Below are 23,479 nucleotides of genomic sequence, written 5' to 3' on the forward strand. Positions count from 1 at the left end.
AGCGCGGCGAGCCGGGCCCGTCATGCCGAGCGGCGGATACCCCGGCTGCGCCCGATGCCGCCCTTGAGCAGCAGGTCGCGCTCCGATTCGGACAAGCCGCCCCATACGCCGTAGGGCTCGCCCACCTCCAGGGCGTGGGAGCGGCATTGCTCGATCACCGGGCAGCGACGGCACATTTCCTTGGCGCGTTGCTCGCGCAACATGCGGGCGCGACCGCGCTCGCCGTCGGGATGGAAGAACATCGATGAGTCGACTCCGCGGCACAGACCCTGCAACTGCCAGTTCCAGATGTCGGCATTGGGCCCGGGTAGCTGCTCCGGCTGTGGCATTACTCATTCCCTCTCTGCACGGCACATCCAAGTGGAGGTTAGGTTCGCGAACGCGCGAGGTGTGCAACTGATACTTCAGGAGGAGTCACCGATGACTACCAGACAACGCTAAACGCTAGGGGGACTTCCGAATTTCCGTCAATAGCCCGCCAGAGCGGCCAAATACCTGTGCGTTGGACGAGAATTAACTCGGTGTTCATCTGTCACGCATTTGGCGACGCCCAAGCGTGCCGTCGAGACCGGTGTGAAATCTTGTTTCCGCAGCTCAACGGGCTGCTGTGAGCATGCTGTAATTTGCCGACAGATTGCTGTGAGTAATGTGTACGTAACACAGAAAGCACAAACTTTTTACCACTCAGGGTGAGTGAAACGCGAATGTTGTGCTTCGTGATCGGCGGCCGGCGCGTGGTGGGTGCCCTTTCGCTATTCACCCATCACGGATTTCGCCGACCACGGGGCCGTTGGACTGGGCGGTGGCGGGGCCGACTGAGTCTATGGACTGTCCGGCGCGCCTGCTCAGGCCGCCTGTCCGATCCCGAGCTGGCTGGCCAATTGTTCTGCCAAACTCATCAGCTGTGCGGCCAGCGCCGGGTTGCTGGCCTGTAGCTGCGAGAAGGCCGTCATCAACGCGGCGAGCAATGCCGGATTGTTCTCCACTTGGCTGACCAGGGTTGCCAGCAGTTGTGGATTGGCCGCCAGCAGCCCAAACAGATTGGTCGCCAAGGCGGGATTGCCCGCGAACAAGGTGACCAAGTCGGTCAGCAGCGCTGGATTGGCCAGAGCGGTCGTGACCGCGTTGGCCAATACCGCCGGATCACCCAACGCTGACGTCAGCAACGGGGCCAGCAACGACGGATCGCCCAGAGCCGCCGTCAGCTGCTGGGCCAATCCCGCGCCCGCGGTCTGAATCGCGGTGATGGCGGCGCCGACCTGGGTGGTCGCAGCCGTCGCCACCTGCCCGACGACCGTCGCCGCGGTACCGGCCACACCGGCCACGGCGCTGGCAACCTGGGCGGCTACCGGCGCGACGGCCGCGGTCGCGGTGTTGGCCGCGACGGTCACCGCGGTCGCGACCTGCGTGGCCACCGGCGCGATGGCCGCGGTCGCGGCGGCCACCACCGGGGATTCCGCAAGTGCCTTGGCCACCGGCGCCGCGACCGCGGTCGCGCCCGTCGCGATCGCCCTGGCCGCCGGTTCGATCGCCCCGGACACGGCGGCGAACGTCGTCTCGACTCCCTTGCCCACATTCGCCACGGCGACCATGAGGCCGGTTTGCAGGAGACCGGCGATCAGGGCGTACTCGATCAGTGTTGCCGCCGGGTTGGCCGCCGCAGCGGCTCCGACCTGGATGGGGGCTACCGGGCTGGCCGCAGCCGTTGCGGCGACCTGGCCAGGCAGGATCTGCAGCGCCTGCTGCCAGGGCACCAGCTGAGCTGCTATTGCCGACGCCCCGCCGTGATAACCCACCATCGCGGCCACATCCCGGGCCCACATCTCCTCGTATTCGCATTCATTGGCCGCGATCGCCGGGGCGTTGAGACCCAGCAGGTTGGAGAACACCAGCGACAGCAGGTGATGCCGGTTGGCGGCCACCGCCACCGGATGCACCACCGCGGCCCGCGCCGCCTCAAACAGGGCCGCCACCGCTTTGGCCTGCACCGCCGCGCCCACCGCCCGGGTCGCCGCGGCGTCGAGCCACTGCGCATACGGGACGGCCACCGCCGCCATCGCGGCCGAGGCCGGCCCCTGCCAGCAGGACGCCGTCAGGTCCGAGGTCACCGAGGAGAACGCACGTGCCGCCGATCCCAGCTCTTCGGCCAATCCGTCCCACGCGGTTGCGGCCGTCAGCATCGGCGCCGGGCCCGCACCGGCATACATTCGCGCCGAATTGACCTCAGGCGGTGCCACCAAGAAATTCATCGCAATCATCCCTTCTGGCCGGCCTTCTCGGCCTGGCCACCACAATGACGACGGAATCGAGGATCACGGATATCGTGCCCAATCGGCCCCAATTGGCGCTGCGGCACGTATTTGATCTGCGTGCGTGGCGGTATCTCGGCGCGTAGCGACGGCTCCCCCTATTTCCGCGTCCGTCAGCACCATCGCGCACCACACCCGTCGAAAACCGTGACAACGGAAAGCTTATGACAATGGCGACCGAAAGTTGGTCGATTTGACGAAGCCCATCACCAACGCATGTCGCCTATACCGACGCGTACCGCCCGCGTCGGCCCGGCAGCCCGGACGCAATCCAGTGGCGGTGCGGTGCCGCTGTTGATCGGTGTAGTCGCCGGTGGTGTGGCCACGTGACCGCCATCGTGGCAGGTGCGTCGAGGTTGCCGTCAGCCGTGGCCATCGGGCCGTGGCGACCCTGCGCGTGGCGTTTCCTCCGGAATTGCCGCTGCGTCGGCAATTCCGACAATTCAGGATCAATAGGCGCTCCGGTCGCCACGGGGCCCTTGTGGCAATTGCAGCATCGGATTCGCGTTAGGGTGCAGCTATCACCCTGCAAGAAACTCGACACACTTTCTCGACCGATATGGCGATTGAATCGATTGAGTCGCGGTTGGCCGATGCAGCCTTCGGAAGCAGCCCGGGCAGCTGGCCGCTGCCGACGGCGACGACGCCACGACAGCTGTGGCTGCGCGCCGTGGCCGCCGGGGGACAAGGTCGCTACGGCTCGGCTTACAGCGATCTGGAGTCGCTGCGGCGCCGCGTCCCGACCGGCCGCTTGGCGTCGCTGGCGCACAGCACCCAGGGGTCCTTTCTGCGCCAGCTCGGCTGGCACACGCTGGCGCGGGGCTGGGACGGTCACGCTCTGGCATTGGCCGGGACAGATCCCGAGGCCCGCGGTGATGCGCTGATCGGACTGGCGGCCGACGCTCTGGGCGTCGGCCGCTTCGCTGTGTCGGCGACGCTGTTGACGCGTGCGGACGCGGTGCTCGATGCGGCCGGGTTGCCGGCCGACGTGGCGCACCGGCTGGCGGTACGCCGTGGCTGGGTGGCCGCGGAGTTGGCGATGGCCTCAGGTGAGGCGGCGACCGCCGTCGACCGTGCCAGGGAATCGGTGGAGCTGGCGCGGACGATGGCCGGCGGGTCGGCCAGGCACCGGGTCAAAAGTGAGGTGGTGCTGGCGGCGGCGCTGTGCGGTGCCGGCGCTGCCGAGCGGGCTCGCTGCGTGGGTGAGCAGGCGCTGGTAACTACCGGGCGCCTGGGTCTGATTCCGCTGCGCTGGGCGTTGGCTCGCTTGCTGATCGATATCGGGAGTGTCACGTTTTCGACACGCCAGTTGCGCGAAATTCGTGATATCTGCGCAGATCAAGTACGGCGCGCCGGTGGGACCTGGCGTCCCGCTTGATTCGCCGCTAGACCGTTATTGTCAATCCGTGAGTTAGCCCGGGATGTGTCCGGTTCGTAACGTTGGAGATATCGCCGTCAATGACAATTGAAGGGGAACGTCTCGACGCGGTGGTTGCGGAGGCCGTGGCAGGAGACCGGAACGCACTTCGGGAGGTGCTGGAGACCATCCGTCCGATCGTGGTGCGATATTGCCGGGCGCGAGTCGGCACGATCGAGCGGAGTGGCCTCTCAGCAGACGATGTGGCACAGGAGGTGTGCTTGGCCACCATAACGGCGCTTCCGCGTTATCGGGACCGAGGACGCCCGTTCCTGGCTTTCCTCTACGGCATCGCGGCGCACAAAGTCGCCGACGCTCATCGTGCGGCCGGCCGTGACCTTGCATACCCCGCAGAGTCGGTTCCGGACCGCCGATCGGCCGACGCCGGCCCCGAACAGCTGGCCATCGAAGCCGATTCGGTGACCCGGATGAACGAATTGCTCGAGATCTTGCCGTCCAAGCAACGGGAGATCCTCATCCTGCGCGTTGTCGTCGGCCTGTCCGCCGAGGAGACCGCGGCCGCCGTCGGCAGCACGACGGGAGCGGTCCGGGTGGCCCAGCATCGCGCGCTTCAACGGCTCAAAGACGAAATTGTCGCGGCAGGTGACTATGCGTGATTCCGGTTTCGATCGGCCCGGCTTGGACGAGCTGGCCGGGACCGATCTACTTCTCGACGCGCTCGCCGGCCGCGTCGAAGTCGCCCTCGACGATCCGCACGATGACGCGCTGGCCACCCTGCTGGGGCAATGGCGCGACGACTTGCGGTGGCCACCGGCCAGTGCGCTGGTGTCGCCGGATGAGGCCGTCGACGCACTGATCGAGGGAATCGCCGAGCGCCGGCGCTCTCGCCGCGCGCTGGCAGCTGTCGGGTCGGTGGCCGCGACGCTGCTGGCGCTGAGTGGGTTCGGTGCGTTGGTGGCCGATGCGCGGCCCGGCGACGCCCTGTACGGCCTGCACGCGATGATGTTCAACGAGCCGCGGGTCAGCGACGACCCAATTGTGTTGTCGGCCAAGGCCGACCTCGCCAGGGCCGAGCAACTGATCGCCCAGGGACAGTGGGACCAGGCCGAAACGCAACTGGCCGAAATCAGCAGTACGTTGCAGGCCGTCAACGACGGCAGCCGCCGGCAGCACCTGCTCAACGAGTTGAACCAGTTGAACACCAAGGTGGAAAGGCGCGATCCCAACGCGACGGTGCCACCGGGCCCGTCGCCGCAGTCCGTTCTTTCCAGGGTCTTTGCCCCGGGTGAATCCCCGGCAACGTCGTCGGCGCCGCCGGCTCCCGACACCGAGCCGGCAGCGACATCAGGGGCACCGGAATCGACGGCGCCGACCAGTCCGGTCACGCCCGAGATGTCGACCGGTAGCCCGGCACCAACGTCGAAGCCGACGGCCGGTCCGTCGTCGCCGCTGCCCACCAGCACGCCGGTGCCTCCGGCTGCGGGCCCAACGGAACCCGGCTCATCGCCGGCACCGGCCGGGGAACCAGGCTAGAAGGAGCTACCGGGCGGACCACCTAGTGACGGCGGTGGAATCCGTCTGCGTCTGACGTCGCTTCGTTGAGCGAGGCGTCGGCGTAGCCGCGGCAGTAATCCCACGTGACGTAGGCGTCCGGCTCGGGATCGTAGGCCGGCTCGTGCGGGCGGACGGTGCCGTCGATCAGCAGCTGCAGCAGGTTAGCCCGCAGCATGTCCCAGTCGTGGTAGTGGTCCTGCTGACACTCGTCGCAGCAGACCACCAGGCCGCGAATCCCCTTGTGCGCCAATAGAGCTTCGTAGACGGCGAGGTCTGCCAGGTCAGCCTCTACCGCCAGGCGCTCCTGCTGATCGAGGGGCTGACCGGGTTCGACGGCCTCCAACGCCGCCGACGGGTCACAGGGGTCGTCGGCAAACGGATCGGGCGGCAAACCCGGCGGCAGGTGGTCGCGCACGCCTCTACACTACGCAGCCAGGCAGCCATCGCGCCAGAAATTCAGCGGGCGCGCCGTACGGGTCGGACCCGGCCGCGCCACAGGCTGCGGGCCGAGTACGGGCTGTTGCCCGGTTCGCCCCTTGCCGCTACCTGGTTGAGGGGACCGCGATCTCACGCCGCGTCGCGGCCTGCGTCGTCGCCCGGACGGGAGCCGATAGGATGGGTTTCTCACTCCGCATGCGTATGGAGGGCCCCCGATGTCCCGTGGCATGTCTCGCCTGGAAGAAAGCTCCGACCTGGTCGGCAGCCCGTATGTGCGCGACGCGCATGTCGGTGGCCTGACCGGTGACCCGGTGCCGACCGGTGGCGACGACCCGCACAAGGTGGCCATGCTGGGGCTGACCTTCGATGACGTGCTGCTGCTGCCGGCGGCTTCCGATGTGGTGCCGGCCACCGCCGACACCTCCAGCCAGCTCACCAAGAAGATCAGGCTGAAGGTGCCGCTGGTCAGCTCGGCGATGGACACCGTCACCGAATCTCGGATGGCGATCGCGATGGCCCGCGCCGGCGGCATGGGTGTGCTGCACCGCAATCTGCCGGTCGCCGAACAGGCCGGCCAAGTCGAGATGGTCAAGCGCTCCGAGGCCGGCATGGTCACCGATCCCGTCACCTGCCGACCGGACAACACCTTGTCCCAGGTCGACGCGCTGTGCGCCCGGTTCCGGATCTCCGGGTTGCCGGTGGTCGACGACGACGGTGCGCTGGTCGGCATCATCACCAACCGGGACATGCGCTTTGAGGTCGATCAGGGCAAGCAGGTCGCCGAGGTGATGACCAAAGCCCCGCTGATCACCGCCCAGGAGGGGGTCAGTGCGTCGGCCGCGCTGGGCCTGTTGCGCCGGCACAAGATCGAGAAGCTGCCCGTCGTGGACGGGCGGGGCCGGCTGACCGGCCTGATCACCGTGAAGGATTTCGTCAAGACCGAGCAGCATCCGCTGGCCACCAAGGACAGCGACGGCCGGCTGCTGGTCGGTGCCGCCGTCGGGGTCGGCGGCGATGCGTGGGTGCGCGCCATGATGCTGGTGGACGCCGGGGTCGACGTGCTGGTCGTCGACACTGCGCATGCCCACAACCGGCTGGTGCTCGACATGGTCCGCAAGCTCAAGGCCGAAGTGGGCGACCGGGTCGATGTAGTCGGCGGCAACGTCGCCACCAGGTCGGCAGCGGCGGCCCTGGTCGACGCCGGAGCCGACGCGGTGAAGGTGGGCGTGGGCCCGGGCTCGATCTGCACGACCCGGGTGGTGGCCGGCGTCGGCGCACCTCAGATCACCGCGATCCTGGAAGCCGTCGCGGTGTGCCGGCCGGCGGGTGTGCCGGTGATCGCCGACGGGGGACTGCAATATTCCGGTGATATCGCCAAGGCGCTGGCCGCGGGTGCGTCGACGACCATGCTGGGCTCGCTGCTCGCCGGCACCGCCGAGGCGCCCGGTGAGCTGATCTTCGTCAACGGCAAGCAGTACAAGAGCTACCGCGGCATGGGCTCACTGGGAGCCATGGCGGGCAGGGGCTCTGGCGCGGCGGCCAAGTCGTACTCCAAGGACCGTTACTTCGCCGACGACGCGCTCTCCGAGGACAAGTTGGTGCCCGAGGGGATCGAGGGCCGGGTGCCGTTCCGCGGACCGCTGAATTCGGTGATCCACCAGTTGACCGGCGGTCTGCGCGCGGCGATGGGCTACACCGGCTCACCCACCATCGAAGTGCTGCAGCAGGCGCAGTTCGTCCGGATCACGGCGGCCGGTCTCAAAGAGAGCCACCCGCACGACGTCGCCATGACCGTCGAAGCGCCCAACTACTACGCACGCTGACGGCGCATCATGGTCGAGATCGGCATGGGCCGCACGGCACGGCGCACCTACGAACTCAGTGACATCAGCATCGTCTCGTCGCGGCGGACCCGTTCGTCCAAAGACGTGTCCACCGCATGGCAGCTTGACGCCTACCGGTTCGAGATCCCCCTGCTGGCACACCCGACGGATGCCCTGGTATCGCCGGAGTTCGCCATCGAACTCGGCCGGCTGGGCGGGCTGGCGGTGCTCAACGGCGAGGGACTGATCGGCCGGCATGCCGACGTCGAGGCCAAGATCGCGCAGTTGCTAGAAGCTGCGGCGGCCGCCCCCGAACCCGCGGCGGCGATACAGCTGCTGCAGGAGTTGCATGCCGCGCCGCTGAACCCCGATCTGCTGGGCGCCGCGGTGGCCCGCATCCGGGAAGCCGGGGTGATCACCGCGGTGCGGGTCAGTCCGCAAAACGCCCAGTCGCTGACCCCGGTGCTGCTGCAGGCCGGGATCGATCTGCTGGTCATCCAGGGCACGATCGTCTCGGCCGAGCGGGTAGCCAGCGACGGGGAGCCGCTGAACCTGAAGACCTTCATCGCCGAGCTCGACATTCCGGTGGTCGCCGGAGGCGTGCAGGATCACCGCACCGCGCTGCACCTGATGCGCACCGGCGCCGCCGGCGTCATCGTGGGCTACGGCTCCACGCAGGGGGTGACCACGACCGACGAGGTGCTGGGCATCAGCGTCCCGATGGCCACCGCGATCGCCGACGCCGCGGCCGCACGGCGCGAATACCTCGACGAGACCGGCGGCCGCTACGTGCACGTGCTGGCCGACGGCGATATCCACACCTCCGGTGAGCTGGCCAAGGCCATCGCCTGCGGGGCCGACGCGGTGGTGCTCGGCACACCGTTGGCCGAGGCCGCCGAGGCGCTGGGCCAGGGCTGGTTCTGGCCGGCCGCGGCGGCGCACCCGTCGTTGCCCCGCGGGGCGTTGCTGCAGATCGCGGTGGGTGAGCGGCCGCCGCTGGAACGGCTGCTCAACGGGCCGTCCGACGACCCGTTCGGCACCCTCAACCTGGTTGGTGGGTTACGCCGGTCGATGGCCAAGGCCGGTTATTGCGATCTCAAGGAGTTCCAGAAGGTCGGCCTGACGGTCGGCAGCTGATCCCCGCGAGCAGCTGGTGCCGCCCAGCCCGACGGTGATCGGGCAGGTAGCCCAGCCCCGTGACGCGTTGGCGGCAAACCACTCCCGGACGGGCCGCAAGTTCACGGCCGCGGCGACCACATCGCCGTCGATGTCGAGCGTCGTATGCACTGATGGTTATCAACGCATCAGCGCATCAGTACGGCGGTGCCACCAGGTGGCCCCTTGACGGGCCGAGTGTAAAGAAGGTCATACTGCAGCGATGAAGCCGGATTATGACGTCCTGATTATCGGTTCGGGTTTTGGCGGCAGCGTGAGCGCGCTGCGATTGACGGAAAAGGGCTATCGGGTGGGCGTATTGGAGGCCGGCCGCCGGTTCTCCGACGCGGAATTCGCCAACACGTCATGGGACCTGCGCAGGTTCCTGTGGGCACCACGGCTGGGCTGTTATGGCATTCAGCGCATTCACCCATTGCGCAACGTGATGATCCTGGCCGGCGCCGGCGTGGGTGGCGGATCGCTGAACTACGCCAACACGCTGTACATACCGCCGGAGCCGTTCTTCAACGACCAGCAGTGGCGCCACATCACCGACTGGCACGACGAGCTGATGCCGCACTACAAGCAGGCCCAGCGCATGCTGGGCGTGGTGAAAAACCCGACCTTCACCGACGCGGACCGCATCGTCAAGGAAGTCGCCGACGAGATGGGATTCGGTGACACCTGGGTGCCGACCCCGGTCGGGGTGTTCTTCGGCCCCAATGACACCAAGACGCCGGGCAAGACCGTGCCCGACCCGTATTTCGGCGGCGCGGGCCCGGCTCGCACCGGCTGCATCGAATGTGGCGAGTGCATGACGGGCTGTCGCCACGGCGCCAAGAACACGCTGGTGAAGAATTACCTTGGCCTGGCGGAATCGGCTGGGGCAGAGGTGATTCCGATGACGACGGTGAAAGCCTTCGAGCAGCGGTCCGACGGGTTGTGGGAGGTTCGGACCGTCCGCACCGGTAGTTGGGCACGCCGGGATCGGCGCACCTTCACCGCCACCTATCTGATCCTGGCCGCGGGCACCTGGGGGACTCAGCATCTGCTGTTCAAGATGCGCGACCGCGGCAAGCTGCCCCGGCTCTCCAAACGCCTGGGCGTATTGACCCGGACCAACTCCGAGTCGATTGTCGGCGCCGCGCGACTGAAGGTCTCACCGGACCTGGACCTGACGCACGGGGTGGCCATCACGTCGTCGATTCATCCGACGCCGGACACCCACATCGAGCCGGTCCGCTACGGCAAGGGGTCCAACGCGATGGGGCTGCTGCAGACGTTGATGACCGACGGGACTGGTCCCGAGGGCACCGACATGCCGCGCTGGCGGCAGCTACTGCAGCAGGCCGGCGAGAATCCGCGCAAGATGATCCGGCTGCTCAATCCCCGGCAGTGGAGCGAGCGGACGGTGATCGCGCTGGTGATGCAGCACCTGGACAACTCGATCACCACGTTCACCAAGCGCGGGAAGCTGGGCGTTCGCTGGTACTCCAGCAAGCAGGGACACGGCGAGCCGAACCCCACCTGGATCCCGATCGGCAACGAGGTCACCCGCCGCATCGCCGCCAAGATCGACGGCGTGGCCGGCGGCACCTGGGGTGAACTGTTCAACATCCCGCTGACCGCCCACTTCCTCGGTGGTGCGGTGATCGGGGACAGCCCGCAAAGCGGCGTCATCGACCCCTACCACCGGGTCTACGGCTATCCGACGCTGTTCGTTGTCGACGGCGCCGCGATCTCGGCGAACCTGGGCGTCAACCCGTCGCTGTCCATCACCGCGCAGGCCGAGCGTGCCGCTTCGCTGTGGCCCAACAAGGGTCAGAACGATCAGCGGCCGCTGCAGGGCGACGGGTACCGGCGGCTGGATCCGATCGAGCCGGAGCATCCGGTGGTTCCCGCCGACGCGCCGGGGGCGTTGCGGTGGCTGCCGATCACTCCGGTCAACACCGCAGCCGACGCCGGTTAGCGGGCCCCTCAGCCGGCCAGAGCCAGCGGCGCGCCGCTGACCACGCGGCTGCGCCGGCCGTGCACGTCGACGGGCACGTCGCCCATCAGGGTGACCCGGTGCATCAGCCGGTGCTGGTCGTCGTAGTCGTCGATGGCCCGGTGCTGGGTAGCCCGGTTGTCCCAGACGGCCACATCGCCCGACTCCCAGTTCCAGCGAATCGTGTTCTCCGGCATGGTGATTCGCTGCTGCAGCAATTCGAAGAGCACGCTTGATTCGTGGCTTTCCAGTCCGACGAAGTTGCGCACGAACGCGCCGGCCAGCAGGGTGCGCTCACCGGTTTCCGGGTGCACCCGCACCACGGGATGCTCGGTCTGGAAATCGGGCTTCTGGAACGCCTGCCGGTGCGCCAGCTGCGCCTCGGTCAGTGGTCCGCTTTGCGCATAGGTTTGCGCGTAGTCGTGGCGGTTGGTGTGCAGCGCCCATAGGTTTTCGACCAGGCGCACCAGCGGTTCGGGCAGGTCGGCATAGGCCGTCGCGGTATTGGCCCACAGTGTCGACCCGCCATAGCCGGGCAGGGTGACCGCTCGCAGCACCGAGGCCGCCGGGTAGTTGGCGGCGAAGGTGACGTCGGTGTGCCAGCGGTTGGCCCTGCTGTATTCGGAGTTGATCGGGGTGATGATCGGCGCGTTCTCGGCGGCCAGAACAGCGGCGGCCGGGTGGCCGATGGGAGTGCCCAGCAGGCCGGCGAACGCGAGCTGCTGCTGGTCGTCGAGGTGGTGCTGGTCGCGGAAGAAAATCACCTTGTGGGTCAACAGCGCGGTGCGGATTTGCTCGACCGCGGCCGGTGCCAGGTCGCCGCCAAGATGTACGCCGTCGATCCGGGCGCCGATACGGCTACTTAGTTTGCGTACGGCTATCAGGTCTGTCATTGCTGTCATCCTCGAGAAGAATAGTGTAGTCAGTTGACTACACAGTAGTGTAGTCGCGTGACTACACGTTCGGCAAGCGGTCGCCGGGAGGCACCTTCCGGGCGCGAAGAGGTGGCCGCCGCGGTCTTGGAGGCCGCCGCCGACCTGTTCGCCGAGCGCGGTCCGGCCGCGACGTCGATCCGGGACATCGCCGCCCGATCAAAGGTCAACCACGGGTTGGTGTTTCGGCATTTCGGGACCAAGGAACAGCTCGTCGGTGCCGTGCTCAATCATCTCGGTGCCAACCTGACCGCGCTGCTGCGCTGCGGGGCACCCGCGGAGGCGCTCGACCGTGCCCTCGACCGTCAGACGCGGGTGTGGGCCCGCACGCTGCTCGACGGATATTCGGCCGAGCAACTGCAGGCGCGATTTCCCAACCTTGCCGAACTGCTCGACTACGTGCGAACCCGCCACCACGACGATGCCAGCGCGCGCCTGGCCGTCGCCAATGCCGTTGCGCTGCGGCTGGGTTGGCGGTTATTCGAGCCCATGCTGCGGTCGGCGACCGGTGTTGAACTCAACGACGCCGAACTGCGGCAGGCTGTGCAAGCCGAGGTCGAGCGGATACTCGAACCGCATTGACCCGGCACGTCCCGGGTGCGCCGGCGGCTGCGCCCGGGTCAGTGGCCGCCGATGCGCCGGCGGTGGATCGGCTCGCGGCCCGGCGGTTGCAGCGGTGGCGGCAGCAGCGGCTTGCGCGGGCGCACCGCAATGGTCGACGGCGACGACGTGTCCAGTTTGATGTCTTCGCCGGCGTGCCGGATCGTCAGCTCGCCGCCGGGCCCGTCGCGCAGGGTGTAGGTGACGTCGGAGTGATTGGCGTCGACGGTCACCCCGAAGTCCCGCCACCGCAGCCGGAACCGCAGCCGCGAGATGCCGTCGGGCAGTTGGGGATCGATGGACAGGACGCCCTCGTCGTCGCGCAGCCCGCCGAAGCCGCCGACCAGCGCCGTCCAGGCGCCGGCCAGCGAGGCCATGTGTAAGCCGTCCCGGGTGTTGCGGTGCAGGTCCCGCAGGTCGATCAGCGCCGCTTCGTAGGCATAGTCATGGGCCAGCTCCAGGTGTCCGACCTCGGCGCACATCACTGCCTGGGTACACGCCGACAGCGACGAGTCGCGCACCATCCGCCGCTCGTAGTAGTCGACATTGCGCGCCTTCTGTTCCGGGGTGAAGGCATGGCTCTGGAACTGCATGGCCAGCACCAGGTCGGCTTGCTTGATCACCTGGGCGGGGTAGAGCCGCACGTAAGCCTCGTGCAGCAGCAACGGGTAGGTGGTGTTGGCTTCGAAGTCCCACTCGGCGAACGTGGTGAACCCTTCACATTGCTGGTGAACACCCAGTTCCTGGTCGTAGGGGATGTTCACGGCGTCGGCGGCATCGCGCCAGGCGGCCATCTCTTCGGTCGTGACGCCCATCGTTTCGGCCGCCTCCGGGTGACGCAGGCAGGCGTCGGCGGCGGTGACCAGGTTGTGGGCGGCCATCAGATTGGTGAAGACATTGTCGCGAACCACCGCCGTGTACTCGTCGGGGCCGGTGACCCCGTCGAGATGCCACACGCCGTGGCGGTCGTGGTGGCCCAGCGAGAGCCACAGCCGAGCGGTTTCCACCAGCACGGCCAGGCCGCAGTCCTTCTCCAGGGTGTGGTCGCCGGTGACGGTCCGGTACCGCTCGAACGCCATCGCGATGTCGGCGTTGATATGCCAGGCGGCCGTGCCGGCCGGCCAGTAGGCCGAGCACTCTTCCCCGCGGATGGTTCGCCAGGGGAACGCGGCGCCGTCGAGTCCGAGCTCGGCGGCGCGCTCCTTGGCGAGGCTCAGCGTCGACGCCCGCCACCGCAGCGCGTCGGCGACCGCGTGCGGCGCGGTGTAGGTGAGCACCGGCAGCACGAAGCCCTCGGTGTCCCAGAAGGCGTGTCCGTCGTAGCCGGTACCGGTGAGGCCTTTGCTCGGGATGGCGCGGCGCTCGGCGCGCGCGCTGGCCTGCAACAGGTGAAAGAGCCCGAACCGGACCGCCTGCTGGGACTCGGGGTCGCCCTCCACCTCGACGTCCGCGTTCTCCCAGAAGTCGTTGAGGTAGGCGCGTTGCGCATCCAGCAGCCCCTGCCACCCGCTGTAGCGCGCGCCGTGCAGCGCCCCGGCGGCCTGGTCGCGCAGCGCCGGGCGGGAGCGCAGGCTGGACCAGCCATACGCCAGGTACTTGACGATGCGCAGCTTCTGTCCCGGGCGCAGCCCGCAGATCACGGTGGTGCGGGCCAAGTCGGCGCGGGCGTCGGTGGTGATCTCGACCCGCCCGGGGACCTCGACCTCGTGGTCCATCGCGGCGGCCATCATCAGGGCGCTGCTGCGGGTGCGGTGCATGAGAAGTGCGCCGCACTCGGTGCATTCGTGGTCGACGGCCTCCAGCGGTTTCTCCAGGATCGCCGACACCCGCGGGTCGGCGGAGGTCTCCGGTTGGTCCTCGTTGGTGACGAGTTCGGATTGCACTGTGACAAGAGAGAATTCGCCGACGGCCTCCACCACGTACTCGATGGCGGCGGCGGCCCGGTGGGCCAGTGACACCAGCCGGGTGGAGACCACCTTGACCTGCTTGCCCGCCGGCGAGCACCAGTGGGCCCGGCGGGTCAGCGTCCCGGCGCGCAGATCCAGAACCCGCTCGTGAGAGATCAACGTGCCGTAGCGGACGTCGAACGGCTCGTCGTCGACCAGCAATCGCACGATCTTGCCGTTGGTGACGTCGACGACGGTCTGGCCGGCCTCCGGATACCCGTATCCGGCTTCGGCGTAGGGCAGGGGCCGAATTTCGAAGAAGGAGTTCAGGTAGGTGCCGGGCAGACCGTAGGGTTCGCCCTCGTCGAGGTTACCGCGCAGGCCGATGTGCCCGTTGGACAGCGAGAACAGCGATTCCGACTGGGCCAGCAGGTTCAGGTCGAGCTTGGTCTCGCGGACTCGCCACGGTTCGACCGGGAAGGCCTCTTCGGTGATCATCGGAGATCATGCCCCCTGTAGTAGTTCGGCGAGATCTTTGACCACCACGTCGGCGCCGTTGCGCCGCAAGTCCTCGGCCTGGCCTACTCGGTCGACGCCTACCACGAAGCCGAAATTACCGGCCCGGCCGGCCTGTACGCCGGATAACGCGTCCTCGAACACGGCGGCCGCGTCCGGATCGGTGTCGAGCAGCTGTGCCCCGCGCAGGAAGGAGTCGGGGGCCGGCTTGCCGGCGATGTGCTCTTCGCGCAGCCGGACGCCGTCCACCCGCTGCTGGACGAACCGGCCCAACCCGGTGATCTCGAGCACGTCGCGGGTGTTGGCGCTCGACGACACCACGGCGATACCGAGCCCGGCCGCCGCGGCCGCTTCCAGATAGCGCCGCGACCCTTCGAACACCTCGACGCCCTCGTCGCGCAGAACCTTTTGGAACATGTCGTTCTTGCGGTTGCCCAGCCCGTAGACCGTCTCGGATTCGCCCGGGTCGTCCGGATGTCCGTCGGGCAGCTGGATTCCCCGGCTGTCCAGGAAGGACCGCACGCCGTCCTCGCGCTTCTTGCCGTCCACGTATTGGCGGTAGTCGGCGGCCGGATCGAAGGGGACGAAGGGTTCCCCGGTGCGCTGGGCCCGCGCGGACAGGTATGCGTCGAACATGGCCTTCCAGGCCTTGGTATGCACGCTGGCGGTATCGGTGAGGACACCGTCGAGGTCGAACAGACAGGCGCGCACTTTGTCGGGCAGACCCAGCACCGGAGTACCTCGCTTTCGGGGTGGTTCAGGCGGTACCACTCCACCATGCTTACCGGTGTGCCGCCAGCGATTCGCGTCAGGCTCCCGGGGACGGGCATCGTTTGGAGTGCGGGCGACGTCGTCAACGGATTTCGCCGTGGCCCGGCGGTCCACACTAGTTACCCGACATGCTCGCCGCTTCGGGGCAACCGGCGTGGGCCTGATCAATCCGTGGGGCTACGCAACCGTAGCCCTGTGCCCGGCTGCTCGGTTGCCCGCGCGACGCCCTGGATGGCGCGCAGGCGTCCGTCCGCCAGGGCGCGCGTGAGGTGCTCGGCTTTTCGCCTGAACTCGGGGACGAAGGCGTGCAAGCCCAGCGGATTGGCGGGTTGGCCCAGCAGGACTTGCATCAGGGCGGCCGCCTGTTCGGTGAGGTCGTTCCAGTGCTCGATCGCAAAGCCGCAGGACTCGATGACGGTGCGTAACTGATCGCGGGTGACCAGCTGGCTGCGTGCGGGTTGGTCGGCCCAGGGGAGCGGATAGTCGAGTTCGGCGTAATCGCCAATCATGATGTCCCACAGTGCAAGTCGTCCCCCGCAGCCCAGCACCCGGTGCGCTTCGGTGTACAGCCGCTCCTTGTCGGCCACGTTCATCTGCACATGCTGGCTGATCACGACGTCAAAGGCGGAGTCGGGCAGCGGTAGCGCGGTGACGTCGGCCTGCGCAACCGTGATCCGGTCGTCCAGGCCGACGAGTCCGTTGAGCCAGCGATTGGTTTGGCAGTACTCGTCGGTGAGGTCGACCGCGGTGACCGGGCAGCCGCAGCGGGCGGCGACGAAGCGGGCGGTGCCGCCGATTCCGCTGCCCGCGTCGAGAACGTGGTCGTGGCAGGTGATTTCGGCCAGCTCCACCAATTGCGTGGTGGCGTATCGGCCCATGGTGTGAAAGTCCTCCAGCGGCCCCAGGTCGGCCGGTGTGAGGTGGTTGAGGTCTTTCCCGGCGGCGACGAGGGCGTGCTCGATGTTGTGCCGGGAAAGGCCGGTCCGATATTGGGACGCGATGGTGGTGTTCATGCCGCCGCGCCGCCGATCCGGCCCGTGGCGCCGGTTACCAGTACGCGCTTGCGTGTCATCGGATTTCCCTTTCCAGTTGTTCCCGGTCGAACGTTGTGATGGCTGGTTGCTCGGCCCGCGGCGGCAGCAGCCACGCGACGACGACCGCCGCGGTCAGCGCGATGCCGGCGCACACCAGCGTGCCCGCCTGCAGGCCGTCGAGGAATGCATGCTGGACGGCATCGCGAATCGCCGTGTTGCGCTGCGCTGGAAGCTGTCCGATCACCTTGTCCGCCATCGCTATTGAGCGTTGCATTGCTGAGCGGAGGTCATCGGGTAGCCCGGCCGGCGCGGCCGCCGAGGCAAGCCGGCCGGAGTAGACGGAGGCAAAGACACTGCCCACGATGGCGACGCCGAGGGTGCCGCCGAATTCCCGCGTGGTGTCATTGACCGCCGATCCCATCGCGGCCTTGTCGACGGACGGGGACCCCATGATGGCCTCGGTGGCCGGTGCCGTCGTCGTGCTCGGGCCCGATGGCAGCCGGCACCCATTGCGGGTAGGTCAGCATGCATGCGTCGTCAACCCGCATGCTCAAGTCCGGGCAAGCCCGAGCCCGGCGGCGCACATCTTTGCGTGCACGCTCGAGATCGCGAGGTTCGCCGTCGAACGCATAGAGCGGGAACTGATCGTTGGGGATTTTGGCCGACATCCAATAGAACTGCGCGTCGACGGCCGCCATCCGCTGCGCCGCCGCGGTCCTCACACGTGCCCCGATCGATGACCGCACGCCCCAAAGGGGCAGGGAATAGCGACAATTGGAGCACGCGGGACCCTCTCGCGCTGGCGGGGCCCGGTTCCCACACCCCGTGGGGCACGCGACGTCAGCCGTTTGCGCCGTTGTTACCCTGTGCGCCGGTAGCGCCGGTCTCACCGACGCCGGCGCTTCCGGCGGCGCCGGCCCCGCCGGCGCCGCCGGTCCCGCCATCGGCGCCCGCACCGCCAACCCCGCCCGTGCCGCTGCCGGACGGACCCAGGCCGGCGGCGCCCCCGACGCCACCGTTACCGCCGGCCCCGCCGGCCCCGCCGGTCCCGCCCATGCCGCCTGCCCCGGTGCTACCCGCGTGACCCAAGATCCCGCCCGCGCCGCCCGCACCGCCGGCCGCGCCCGCGCCGCCGGTGCCTCCGGCACCCCCGACACCGCCGTCACCACCGTCACCGCCGTCGCCGCCGGTTGTATTTATGCTGGCACCGCCGCCCCCGCCGCCCCCGCCAACGGCGCCAGCCGCACCGACCCCTCCGGTTCCGCCGGCACCCCCGACACCGCCGTCGCCGCCGTTGCCGCCCAGAATCCCGCCACGACCCCCGGCGCCGCCGACCCCGCCGGTCCCGCCGGTGCCGGCGTTGTTGGCAGCGGGACCGCCGGCGCCGCCATGCCCGCCGGTTCCGCCAACGCCGAGCACGCTGCTGTCGGTGCCGCCGGTGCCGCCCGCGCCGCCCGGCGCGCCGGTACCGCCGGCCCCGCCGACCCCGCCAGTCCCGCCGACAGCAGTGCCAGAGAACGTCGCGGTGGTGAGGCCGCCGGTGCCGCCGAGTCCGCCCGGCGCGCCGACCCCGCCGTTACCACCGGCACCGCCCGTACCACCCGTCGCAATGCCAGAGGAAACAGTGGTGAAACCGCCCTTGCCGCCGTCCCCGCCGGGCGCCCCGGTGCCGCCCTGGCCACCGGATCCACCGGAGGCACCTGTTGCACTGCTAGAGGCGCTGGTGCCGCCGGCGTTGCCGCCGTTGCCGCCGGCCTGCCCGGCAACGGTGCCGGGTGAGCCGTTGCCGCCGGGTGTATTGGCATTGCCGCTGTTGTCGGTGCCGTTGGCGGCCGGGGTCACCGGGGGCGCGAGACCGGGGTTGGCACCGTCGGCACCGGTGCCACCGATCCCACCGGCCCCGCCGGCCCCGCCATTGCCCCACCACCCGACGGCGTTGCCGCCGGACCCGCCGGCCCCGCCAGTACCGCCGCCTGCCACGCCCACCCCGCCGGCGCCGCCGGCGCCGCCGTCGCCCACCAGCGTCCCGCCGGTGCCGCCGTTACCGCCGGCCGCGCCGACCCCGGCATTGCCGCCGGCCCCGCCGTTGCCCCAGAACCCGGCGTTACCGCCGGTGCCGCCGGCCCCGCCGGTCCCGGCGGCTCCCGCGATCCCGCCTGTCCCGCCGGCACCACCGGAGCCATACAGCGTCCCGCCGGCCCCGCCGGCGCCGCCGGCCGCGCCCGTCCCCCCGGCCCCGCCGGCACCGCCGTTGCCGAACAGCCCCGCGCCCCCGCCGCTACCGCCGGCCTGGCCGATCGCCCCAGACCCGCCCTTACCCCCGTTGCCCCACAAAATGCCGCCGTCGCCGCCGGCCTGCCCGGTCCCCGGCGCCCCGTTGGCCCCATCGCCGATCAGTGGCCGCCCCAACAACGCCTCGGTGGGCGCGTTGACCAGGTTCAACGCGCCTTGCTGCAGCGCCTGCAGCGGCGAGACATTGGCCGCCTCGGCACTCGCATACGACGCCGCACCGGCGGCCAAGGCTTTCACGAACTGGTCATGAAACGCCGCAGCCTGCGCCGCCACCGACTGGTAGGCCTGGGCATGCCCGCTAAACAGCGACGCGATGGCCGCCGACACCTCGTCGGCGCCCGCCGCCAGCAGCCCCGTCGTCGGGGCCGCCGCCAGCGCCCGGGCGGCATTGATCGATGACCCAATCGTGGCCAAATCGCCGGCCACCGCGCCAACAATCTCGGGAGCTGCGATCACATACGACATCGGCATTCCTTCCGCCATCAACATCGGGCTAGCGGTTGCCGCCCGGCTGGTCACCGGCCTTGGCGAGAGACTAAACCTGCCCTGAACGGGTGTCAGGCGTTTCGACCCGACGCGCGGCCAAACGCGCCTCAGCTGGGTGAGCCGATGAACGCCAGGATCAACTCGGCAACCTCGTCCGGCTGTTCAAGCTGCAGGAAGTGCCCGGCGTGCTTGTTAGTGCGCAGGCGGGTTAGGTCGTAGCTGACCTGGTTCATCGAGTAGTCGGTGCCGTCGAGCAGGCCGGTCATCAAGGCGCGCGGGCTCTTGTTGGTGATGCCGGTGACGGCGAGCACGCTGGTGCCTAGAAGCGCGGGTCAGGGCTTGGACCCGGGGGTCGCCGAACCGTAAGGCCGGGGCCCTCCTGCCATCCTCGGTGAGGGTGGGCTGTGCGATCCGCTCAAAGGCTGGACTCGCAAGGACGCAGCCCTGGCCGACACGTTCAGTATCAAGCAGTATCAAGCAGGCGATGGTTGACGTCACGAGCTTTGGCCTGTAGTTCGTCGAAATGGATCAGGCGGCGATGGCAGCGCAGGTCATCGGGATTGATCACGGTCTCGATGCGCAACGCGCGCCCGTCTTTCACATACTGCTTGATGGGGGAACTTTTGTAGAAGGCGTTGATGAGGACCTGGGTACCGCGGGTGACGATCCTGGCGCGGGGCATGCAGCCGAGTTTGATGGGCTGGCCCAGCCCTCGGGGCCTGTGGAAGATCAGCTCCACGCTGTCGGGGCGGCCGATGTCGAGATTGTCAGCAACCAGGGCTTCCAAGAACCCCCGGGTGTGTCGTGGGCGCCGAAGACCAGGGTGCGTGAGACCTCGACTTGGCGCATCGACAGCTCCCACCAGTAGCCCGCGGTGCGGTCGTGCTCGGTCAGCGGTAGCGGCAGGCGACTTATCCAGCGCTCGAAGAACACCGTGATGGTGCCCGGGCCCAGCCGATCACAGATCGCCTCCAGCGCGTCGGGATCCGCGCAGGAGGCAAACCCATTGGACAACTCGCTGAACGCGATGCCGGCCTGGGTGGCTTGGCGTTTGGCCCACTCGTGACCGTTGAGCCGCACCTTCATCGGGTACGGAAAATAGGAGCAGATCTTGATGAACGCCGGTCCGAAGTCAACGTCCTACTAGGCTGCCGCCCGAGAAGCACCGGTTGGCGAACACCGACATTTCCAGCATCGGCTGGCTGCTGCGCCGCTCCCACAGCGCGAACCCGAGGAGAATCGTTGCGGCCAAGGCGAATCCGGTTACCGCACGGGTGCTGGTCCATCCCCAGCTGGGTGCCTGGATGACGGTGTAGACCAGGGCGGTGATCCCGGTCGCCGACAGCAGCAGGCCGGCAGTGTCGACCCAGGGCGCCGCCGGGTCGCGCGGGGTGGGCACGAACAGGATGCCGCCGGCGATGGCGGCTACCGCGATCGGAATGTTCACCATGAAAATCGAGCCCCACCAGAAGTGTTCGAGTAACCAGCCGCCGGTGATGGGCCCGACGGCGACCCCGACACCGACCATGGCCGCCCACAATCCGATCGCCTTGGCGCGTAGTACGGGATCGGTGAAGATGTTGGTGATCAGTCCCAGCGTGGTCGAGAAGATCACCGCCGCGCCGACACCCATGGCGGCTCGTGCCGCGATCAGGGCATCTGCCGAATTGACTTGCGCGGCAATACCTGAGGTGATCGCGAACAGCGCGAGGCCGGCAACGAGCCAGCCCCGCCGGCCGTAGCGGTCGGACAGGCTGCCGGCCGAGAGCAGCAGGCCCGACATCACCAGGGTGTAGGCATCGACGATCCATTGCAGCGCCGCGGTGTCGGCGCCGAGTTCGCGTGACAGCGTGGGCAGGGCGACGTTGACGACGGTGGCGTCGACGCTGATGACGAAGACGGACAGGCAGATGACGGCTAGCGCGGGAATCGGGTGCGGGCGGATGACCGGTCGAGTGTTCATGGACAAGGCGCTAAAGTTAATAGACAATTAATTCAAGTATAAAGTTGAGGAAGTTGTCTAAGCTGGTTAGGCTGGCAGCGTGGCCGCCCGCAACTACAACCAGAACTGCCCCATTGCGCGCGGGCTCGACGTCCTGGGTGAGCGATGGACGTTGCTGATCCTGCGCGAGCTGGTGGGGGGAGCCCGTCGCTACGGTGACCTGCGCGCCGAGCTGCCCGGGATCGCCACCAACCTGCTTGCCGATCGGCTCAAAGAACTCCACGACGCCGGACTCATCGACCGGACCGACCTGCCGGCCCCGGTCGGGCGCACCGTCTACACCCTCAGCGACCTCGGCTGGCGGCGGGTGCTGCCCGTCTTGCAGAGCCTTGCCTGGTTTGGCCTGGACCGGGTTGATCCGATCGACAGCGGTCCGGTGTCGCCATTGAACGGCTTTCTTGCCGGAATCCTGCTGGGCTTCAACTCGGCCGATGCCACCGGCGTGGAAGCGACCTGCCGTGCCGAAATCGACGGGCGCCGTTTCGAGTTCGCCGTCACGCAAGGACGTCTGGCCGGCGCTGTCGGCCAACCTTCGGTCACCATCACCGCCAGCGCGGCGGATCTGGTCACCGCCCGCCTCGGGGCGGGGGACGCCGAGCGCGCGGCAGCGCTGCGCCGGGTCAGGTTTGCCGGTGACCAGCGCGCCATTGACGCGCTGCGCAGCGTGTTTTCGCTGCCGGAGGCCTCCTCGTCGGGAGCGGGCGAAACAGGTGAGTTTCGATAGCCGTTAGACTCAGTGCCCGTGAAATCAGCCTCGCCGCGGCCGGTGCTCGTCGTCGATTTCGGTGCGCAATACGCCCAATTGATCGCCCGGCGCATCCGGGAATCCCGGGTGTATTCCGAAGTGATCCCGCATACCACCGCCATCGAGGAGATCAAAGCCCGTGATCCGCTGGCGCTGGTGCTGTCCGGGGGGCCGGCCAGCGTCTACGCCGACGGCGCTCCCAAGCTGGATCCGGAGCTGTTCGACCTGGGTGTGCCGGTGTTCGGTATCTGCTACGGGTTTCAGGCTATGGCGCAGGCGCTCGGCGGGACGGTCGCCCACACCGGCACCAGCGAGTATGGTCGGACTGAGCTGAAAGTCCTTGGTGGCAAGCTTCATTCGGACCTGCCGCAGGTCCAACCGGTCTGGATGAGCCATGGTGACGCGGTGACGGCCGCCCCGGACGGATTCGAGGTGGTGGCCAGCAGCGCGGGGGCGGCGGTGGCCGCCTTCGAGAATCGGGAACGGCGCCTGGCCGGGGTGCAATACCACCCGGAGGTGCTGCACACTCCGCACGGGCAACAGGTGCTGGGCCGGTTTCTGCACGAGTTCGCCGGGATCGGCGCGGAGTGGACGCCGGCCAACATCGCTCACGCACTGATCGAGCAGGTGCGTGTGCAGATCGGCGATGGGCACGCCATCTGCGGGCTGTCCGGCGGAGTGGATTCCGCGGTGGCCGCGGCGCTGGTGCAGCGCGCCATCGGGGACCGATTGACCTGCGTCTTCGTCGACCACGGCTTGTTGCGCGCGGGGGAGCGCGCGCAGGTGGAACGCGACTTCGTGGCCGCCACCGGGGCCAACCTGGTGACCGTCGACGTGGCCGACACCTTCCTGGCGGCGCTGTCGGGGGTGAGCAATCCCGAGGGCAAGCGCAAGATCATCGGCCGGCAATTCATCCGGGCTTTCGAGGGTGCGGTGCGAGATGTGTTGGACGGGCGCGAGGTTGAGTTCCTGGTGCAGGGCACGTTGTATCCCGACGTGGTGGAATCCGGCGGCGGCAGTGGGACCGCGAACATCAAGAGCCACCACAATGTCGGCGGCCTGCCCGGGGACCTGAAGTTCAAACTCGTTGAGCCGCTGCGGCTGTTGTTCAAAGACGAAGTGCGCGCGGTGGGACGGGAGTTGGGTCTGCCGGAGGAAATCGTTGCGCGCCAACCATTTCCGGGGCCCGGACTGGGTATCCGGATCGTCGGTGAGGTCACCGCTGCCAGGCTGGAGACGCTGCGGCGCGCTGACACGATCGCGCGCGAGGAACTCACCGCCGCGGGTTTGGACAACCAGATCTGGCAGTGTCCGGTGGTGCTGCTGGCCGATATCCGTTCGGTCGGTGTGCAGGGCGACAACCGCAGCTATGGGCATCCGATCGTGCTGCGCCCGGTATCCAGTGAGGACGCCATGACCGCCGACTGGACCCGGGTGCCCTACGAGGTGCTCGAGCGCATCTCGACCCGCATCACCAACGAGGTGCCCGAGGTCAACCGCGTGGTGCTGGATATCACCAGCAAGCCGCCGGGCACCATCGAGTGGGAGTAGCCGGGAGTAACCTACATCAG

Annotated in this window: 19 protein-coding genes and 4 pseudogenes; 9 read left to right on the top strand and 14 right to left on the bottom strand. The window is 68.4% G+C overall.

Annotation, left to right across the window (positions count from 1 at the left end; translation table 11 throughout):
- Positions 1 to 20: 20 nt before the first annotated feature.
- Positions 21 to 329 (bottom strand): WhiB family transcriptional regulator, encoded by a 309-nt coding sequence (locus EET10_RS05515; protein WP_036398284.1) that lies wholly within the window; start codon positions 327 to 329, stop codon positions 21 to 23.
- Positions 330 to 845: 516 nt separating this feature from the next.
- Positions 846 to 2,249, bottom strand: coding sequence for a PPE family protein (locus tag EET10_RS30045; RefSeq protein ID WP_176586650.1), 1,404 nt, complete (start codon positions 2,247 to 2,249; stop codon positions 846 to 848).
- Positions 2,250 to 2,868: 619 nt separating this feature from the next.
- On the opposite strand from EET10_RS30045, the gene EET10_RS05525 reads away from it, so the two are divergent.
- The 3 genes from EET10_RS05525 to EET10_RS05535 all read left to right on the top strand — a co-directional run bounded on the left by EET10_RS05525 (position 2,869) and on the right by EET10_RS05535 (position 5,220).
- Positions 2,869 to 3,687: a hypothetical protein gene (locus tag EET10_RS05525; RefSeq protein WP_036398282.1), complete on the top strand. Its 819-nt coding sequence runs from the start codon at positions 2,869 to 2,871 to the stop codon at positions 3,685 to 3,687.
- Positions 3,688 to 3,767: 80 nt separating this feature from the next.
- Complete coding sequence (sigD, locus tag EET10_RS05530; RefSeq protein WP_036398280.1) at positions 3,768 to 4,343, top strand: ECF RNA polymerase sigma factor SigD; 576 nt, start codon at positions 3,768 to 3,770, stop codon at positions 4,341 to 4,343.
- Positions 4,336 to 5,220, top strand: coding sequence for an anti-sigma-D factor RsdA (locus EET10_RS05535; protein WP_036398278.1), 885 nt, complete (start codon positions 4,336 to 4,338; stop codon positions 5,218 to 5,220). The genes sigD and EET10_RS05535 overlap by 8 nt, the downstream gene beginning before the upstream one ends.
- Positions 5,221 to 5,242: 22 nt before the next feature.
- Here the strand turns inward: EET10_RS05535 and EET10_RS05540 are convergent, their stop codons facing one another.
- Positions 5,243 to 5,656: a DUF5319 domain-containing protein gene (locus EET10_RS05540; protein ID WP_023371174.1), complete on the bottom strand. Its 414-nt coding sequence runs from the start codon at positions 5,654 to 5,656 to the stop codon at positions 5,243 to 5,245.
- Positions 5,657 to 5,894: 238 nt separating this feature from the next.
- On the opposite strand from EET10_RS05540, the gene guaB reads away from it, so the two are divergent.
- The 3 genes from guaB to EET10_RS05555 all read left to right on the top strand — a co-directional run bounded on the left by guaB (position 5,895) and on the right by EET10_RS05555 (position 10,626).
- The gene (gene guaB / locus EET10_RS05545) at positions 5,895 to 7,502 is read left to right on the top strand and encodes an IMP dehydrogenase (protein WP_036398274.1); all 1,608 of its coding nucleotides are present in this window, start codon (positions 5,895 to 5,897) and stop codon (positions 7,500 to 7,502) included.
- A gap of 9 nt (positions 7,503 to 7,511) precedes the next feature.
- Positions 7,512 to 8,639, top strand: coding sequence for a GuaB3 family IMP dehydrogenase-related protein (locus EET10_RS05550; RefSeq protein WP_063468612.1), 1,128 nt, complete (start codon positions 7,512 to 7,514; stop codon positions 8,637 to 8,639).
- A gap of 241 nt (positions 8,640 to 8,880) precedes the next feature.
- The gene (locus EET10_RS05555; protein ID WP_036398272.1) at positions 8,881 to 10,626 is read left to right on the top strand and encodes a GMC oxidoreductase; all 1,746 of its coding nucleotides are present in this window, start codon (positions 8,881 to 8,883) and stop codon (positions 10,624 to 10,626) included.
- Positions 10,627 to 10,634: 8 nt separating this feature from the next.
- Here the strand turns inward: EET10_RS05555 and EET10_RS05560 are convergent, their stop codons facing one another.
- The gene (locus EET10_RS05560; protein WP_122501957.1) at positions 10,635 to 11,537 is read right to left on the bottom strand and encodes a TauD/TfdA dioxygenase family protein; all 903 of its coding nucleotides are present in this window, start codon (positions 11,535 to 11,537) and stop codon (positions 10,635 to 10,637) included.
- 57 nt (positions 11,538 to 11,594) lie between these two features.
- Here EET10_RS05560 and EET10_RS05565 point away from each other — a divergent pair, with 57 nt between their 5' ends.
- Positions 11,595 to 12,158 (top strand): TetR/AcrR family transcriptional regulator, encoded by a 564-nt coding sequence (locus EET10_RS05565; protein ID WP_081260848.1) that lies wholly within the window; start codon positions 11,595 to 11,597, stop codon positions 12,156 to 12,158.
- 38 nt (positions 12,159 to 12,196) lie between these two features.
- Here EET10_RS05565 and EET10_RS05570 read toward each other — a convergent pair whose 3' ends face one another.
- The 10 genes and pseudogenes from EET10_RS05570 to EET10_RS05605 all read right to left on the bottom strand — a co-directional run.
- Complete coding sequence (locus tag EET10_RS05570; protein WP_099188039.1) at positions 12,197 to 14,560, bottom strand: glycoside hydrolase family 65 protein; 2,364 nt, start codon at positions 14,558 to 14,560, stop codon at positions 12,197 to 12,199.
- Between the two features lie 6 nt (positions 14,561 to 14,566).
- Positions 14,567 to 15,357: pseudogene (locus EET10_RS05575) on the bottom strand (beta-phosphoglucomutase family hydrolase).
- Between the two features lie 156 nt (positions 15,358 to 15,513).
- Entirely contained in the window at positions 15,514 to 16,362 is an 849-nt protein-coding gene (locus EET10_RS05580; protein WP_122501958.1) for a class I SAM-dependent methyltransferase, read from the bottom strand.
- Between the two features lie 55 nt (positions 16,363 to 16,417).
- A complete protein-coding gene (locus EET10_RS05585) occupies positions 16,418 to 16,834 on the bottom strand; it encodes an MFS transporter (RefSeq protein WP_036398262.1) in 417 nt (138 codons plus the stop codon).
- A gap of 40 nt (positions 16,835 to 16,874) precedes the next feature.
- Positions 16,875 to 17,081: pseudogene (locus EET10_RS05590) on the bottom strand (DUF1298 domain-containing protein); the annotation flags it as partial.
- A 142-nt stretch (positions 17,082 to 17,223) separates the two neighbouring features.
- Complete coding sequence (locus EET10_RS05595; protein WP_122502746.1) at positions 17,224 to 19,140, bottom strand: PE family protein; 1,917 nt, start codon at positions 19,138 to 19,140, stop codon at positions 17,224 to 17,226.
- A 128-nt stretch (positions 19,141 to 19,268) separates the two neighbouring features.
- Positions 19,269 to 19,352, bottom strand: a pseudogene (locus tag EET10_RS32150) (alpha/beta fold hydrolase); the annotation flags it as partial.
- A gap of 272 nt (positions 19,353 to 19,624) precedes the next feature.
- Complete coding sequence (locus EET10_RS29960) at positions 19,625 to 19,900, bottom strand: hypothetical protein (protein ID WP_174719674.1); 276 nt, start codon at positions 19,898 to 19,900, stop codon at positions 19,625 to 19,627.
- Positions 19,891 to 20,241 (bottom strand): hypothetical protein, encoded by a 351-nt coding sequence (locus EET10_RS29965; RefSeq protein ID WP_218028435.1) that lies wholly within the window; start codon positions 20,239 to 20,241, stop codon positions 19,891 to 19,893. Before EET10_RS29965 ends, EET10_RS29960 begins: the two co-directional genes overlap by 10 nt.
- A gap of 64 nt (positions 20,242 to 20,305) precedes the next feature.
- A pseudogene (locus EET10_RS05605) lies at positions 20,306 to 21,124 on the bottom strand (MFS transporter); the annotation flags it as partial.
- Between the two features lie 79 nt (positions 21,125 to 21,203).
- Here EET10_RS05605 and EET10_RS05610 point away from each other — a divergent pair.
- Entirely contained in the window at positions 21,204 to 21,887 is a 684-nt protein-coding gene (locus EET10_RS05610; protein WP_122501959.1) for a winged helix-turn-helix transcriptional regulator, read from the top strand.
- A gap of 18 nt (positions 21,888 to 21,905) precedes the next feature.
- Positions 21,906 to 23,459, top strand: a complete 1,554-nt coding sequence (gene guaA / locus EET10_RS05615) for a glutamine-hydrolyzing GMP synthase (RefSeq protein ID WP_063467733.1) — start codon at positions 21,906 to 21,908, stop codon at positions 23,457 to 23,459.
- Positions 23,460 to 23,479 lie beyond the last annotated feature (20 nt).

Origin of the sequence: Mycobacterium pseudokansasii, from assembly GCF_900566075.1 — a bacterium.
In the GTDB taxonomy this organism is placed as follows: domain Bacteria; phylum Actinomycetota; class Actinomycetes; order Mycobacteriales; family Mycobacteriaceae; genus Mycobacterium; species Mycobacterium pseudokansasii.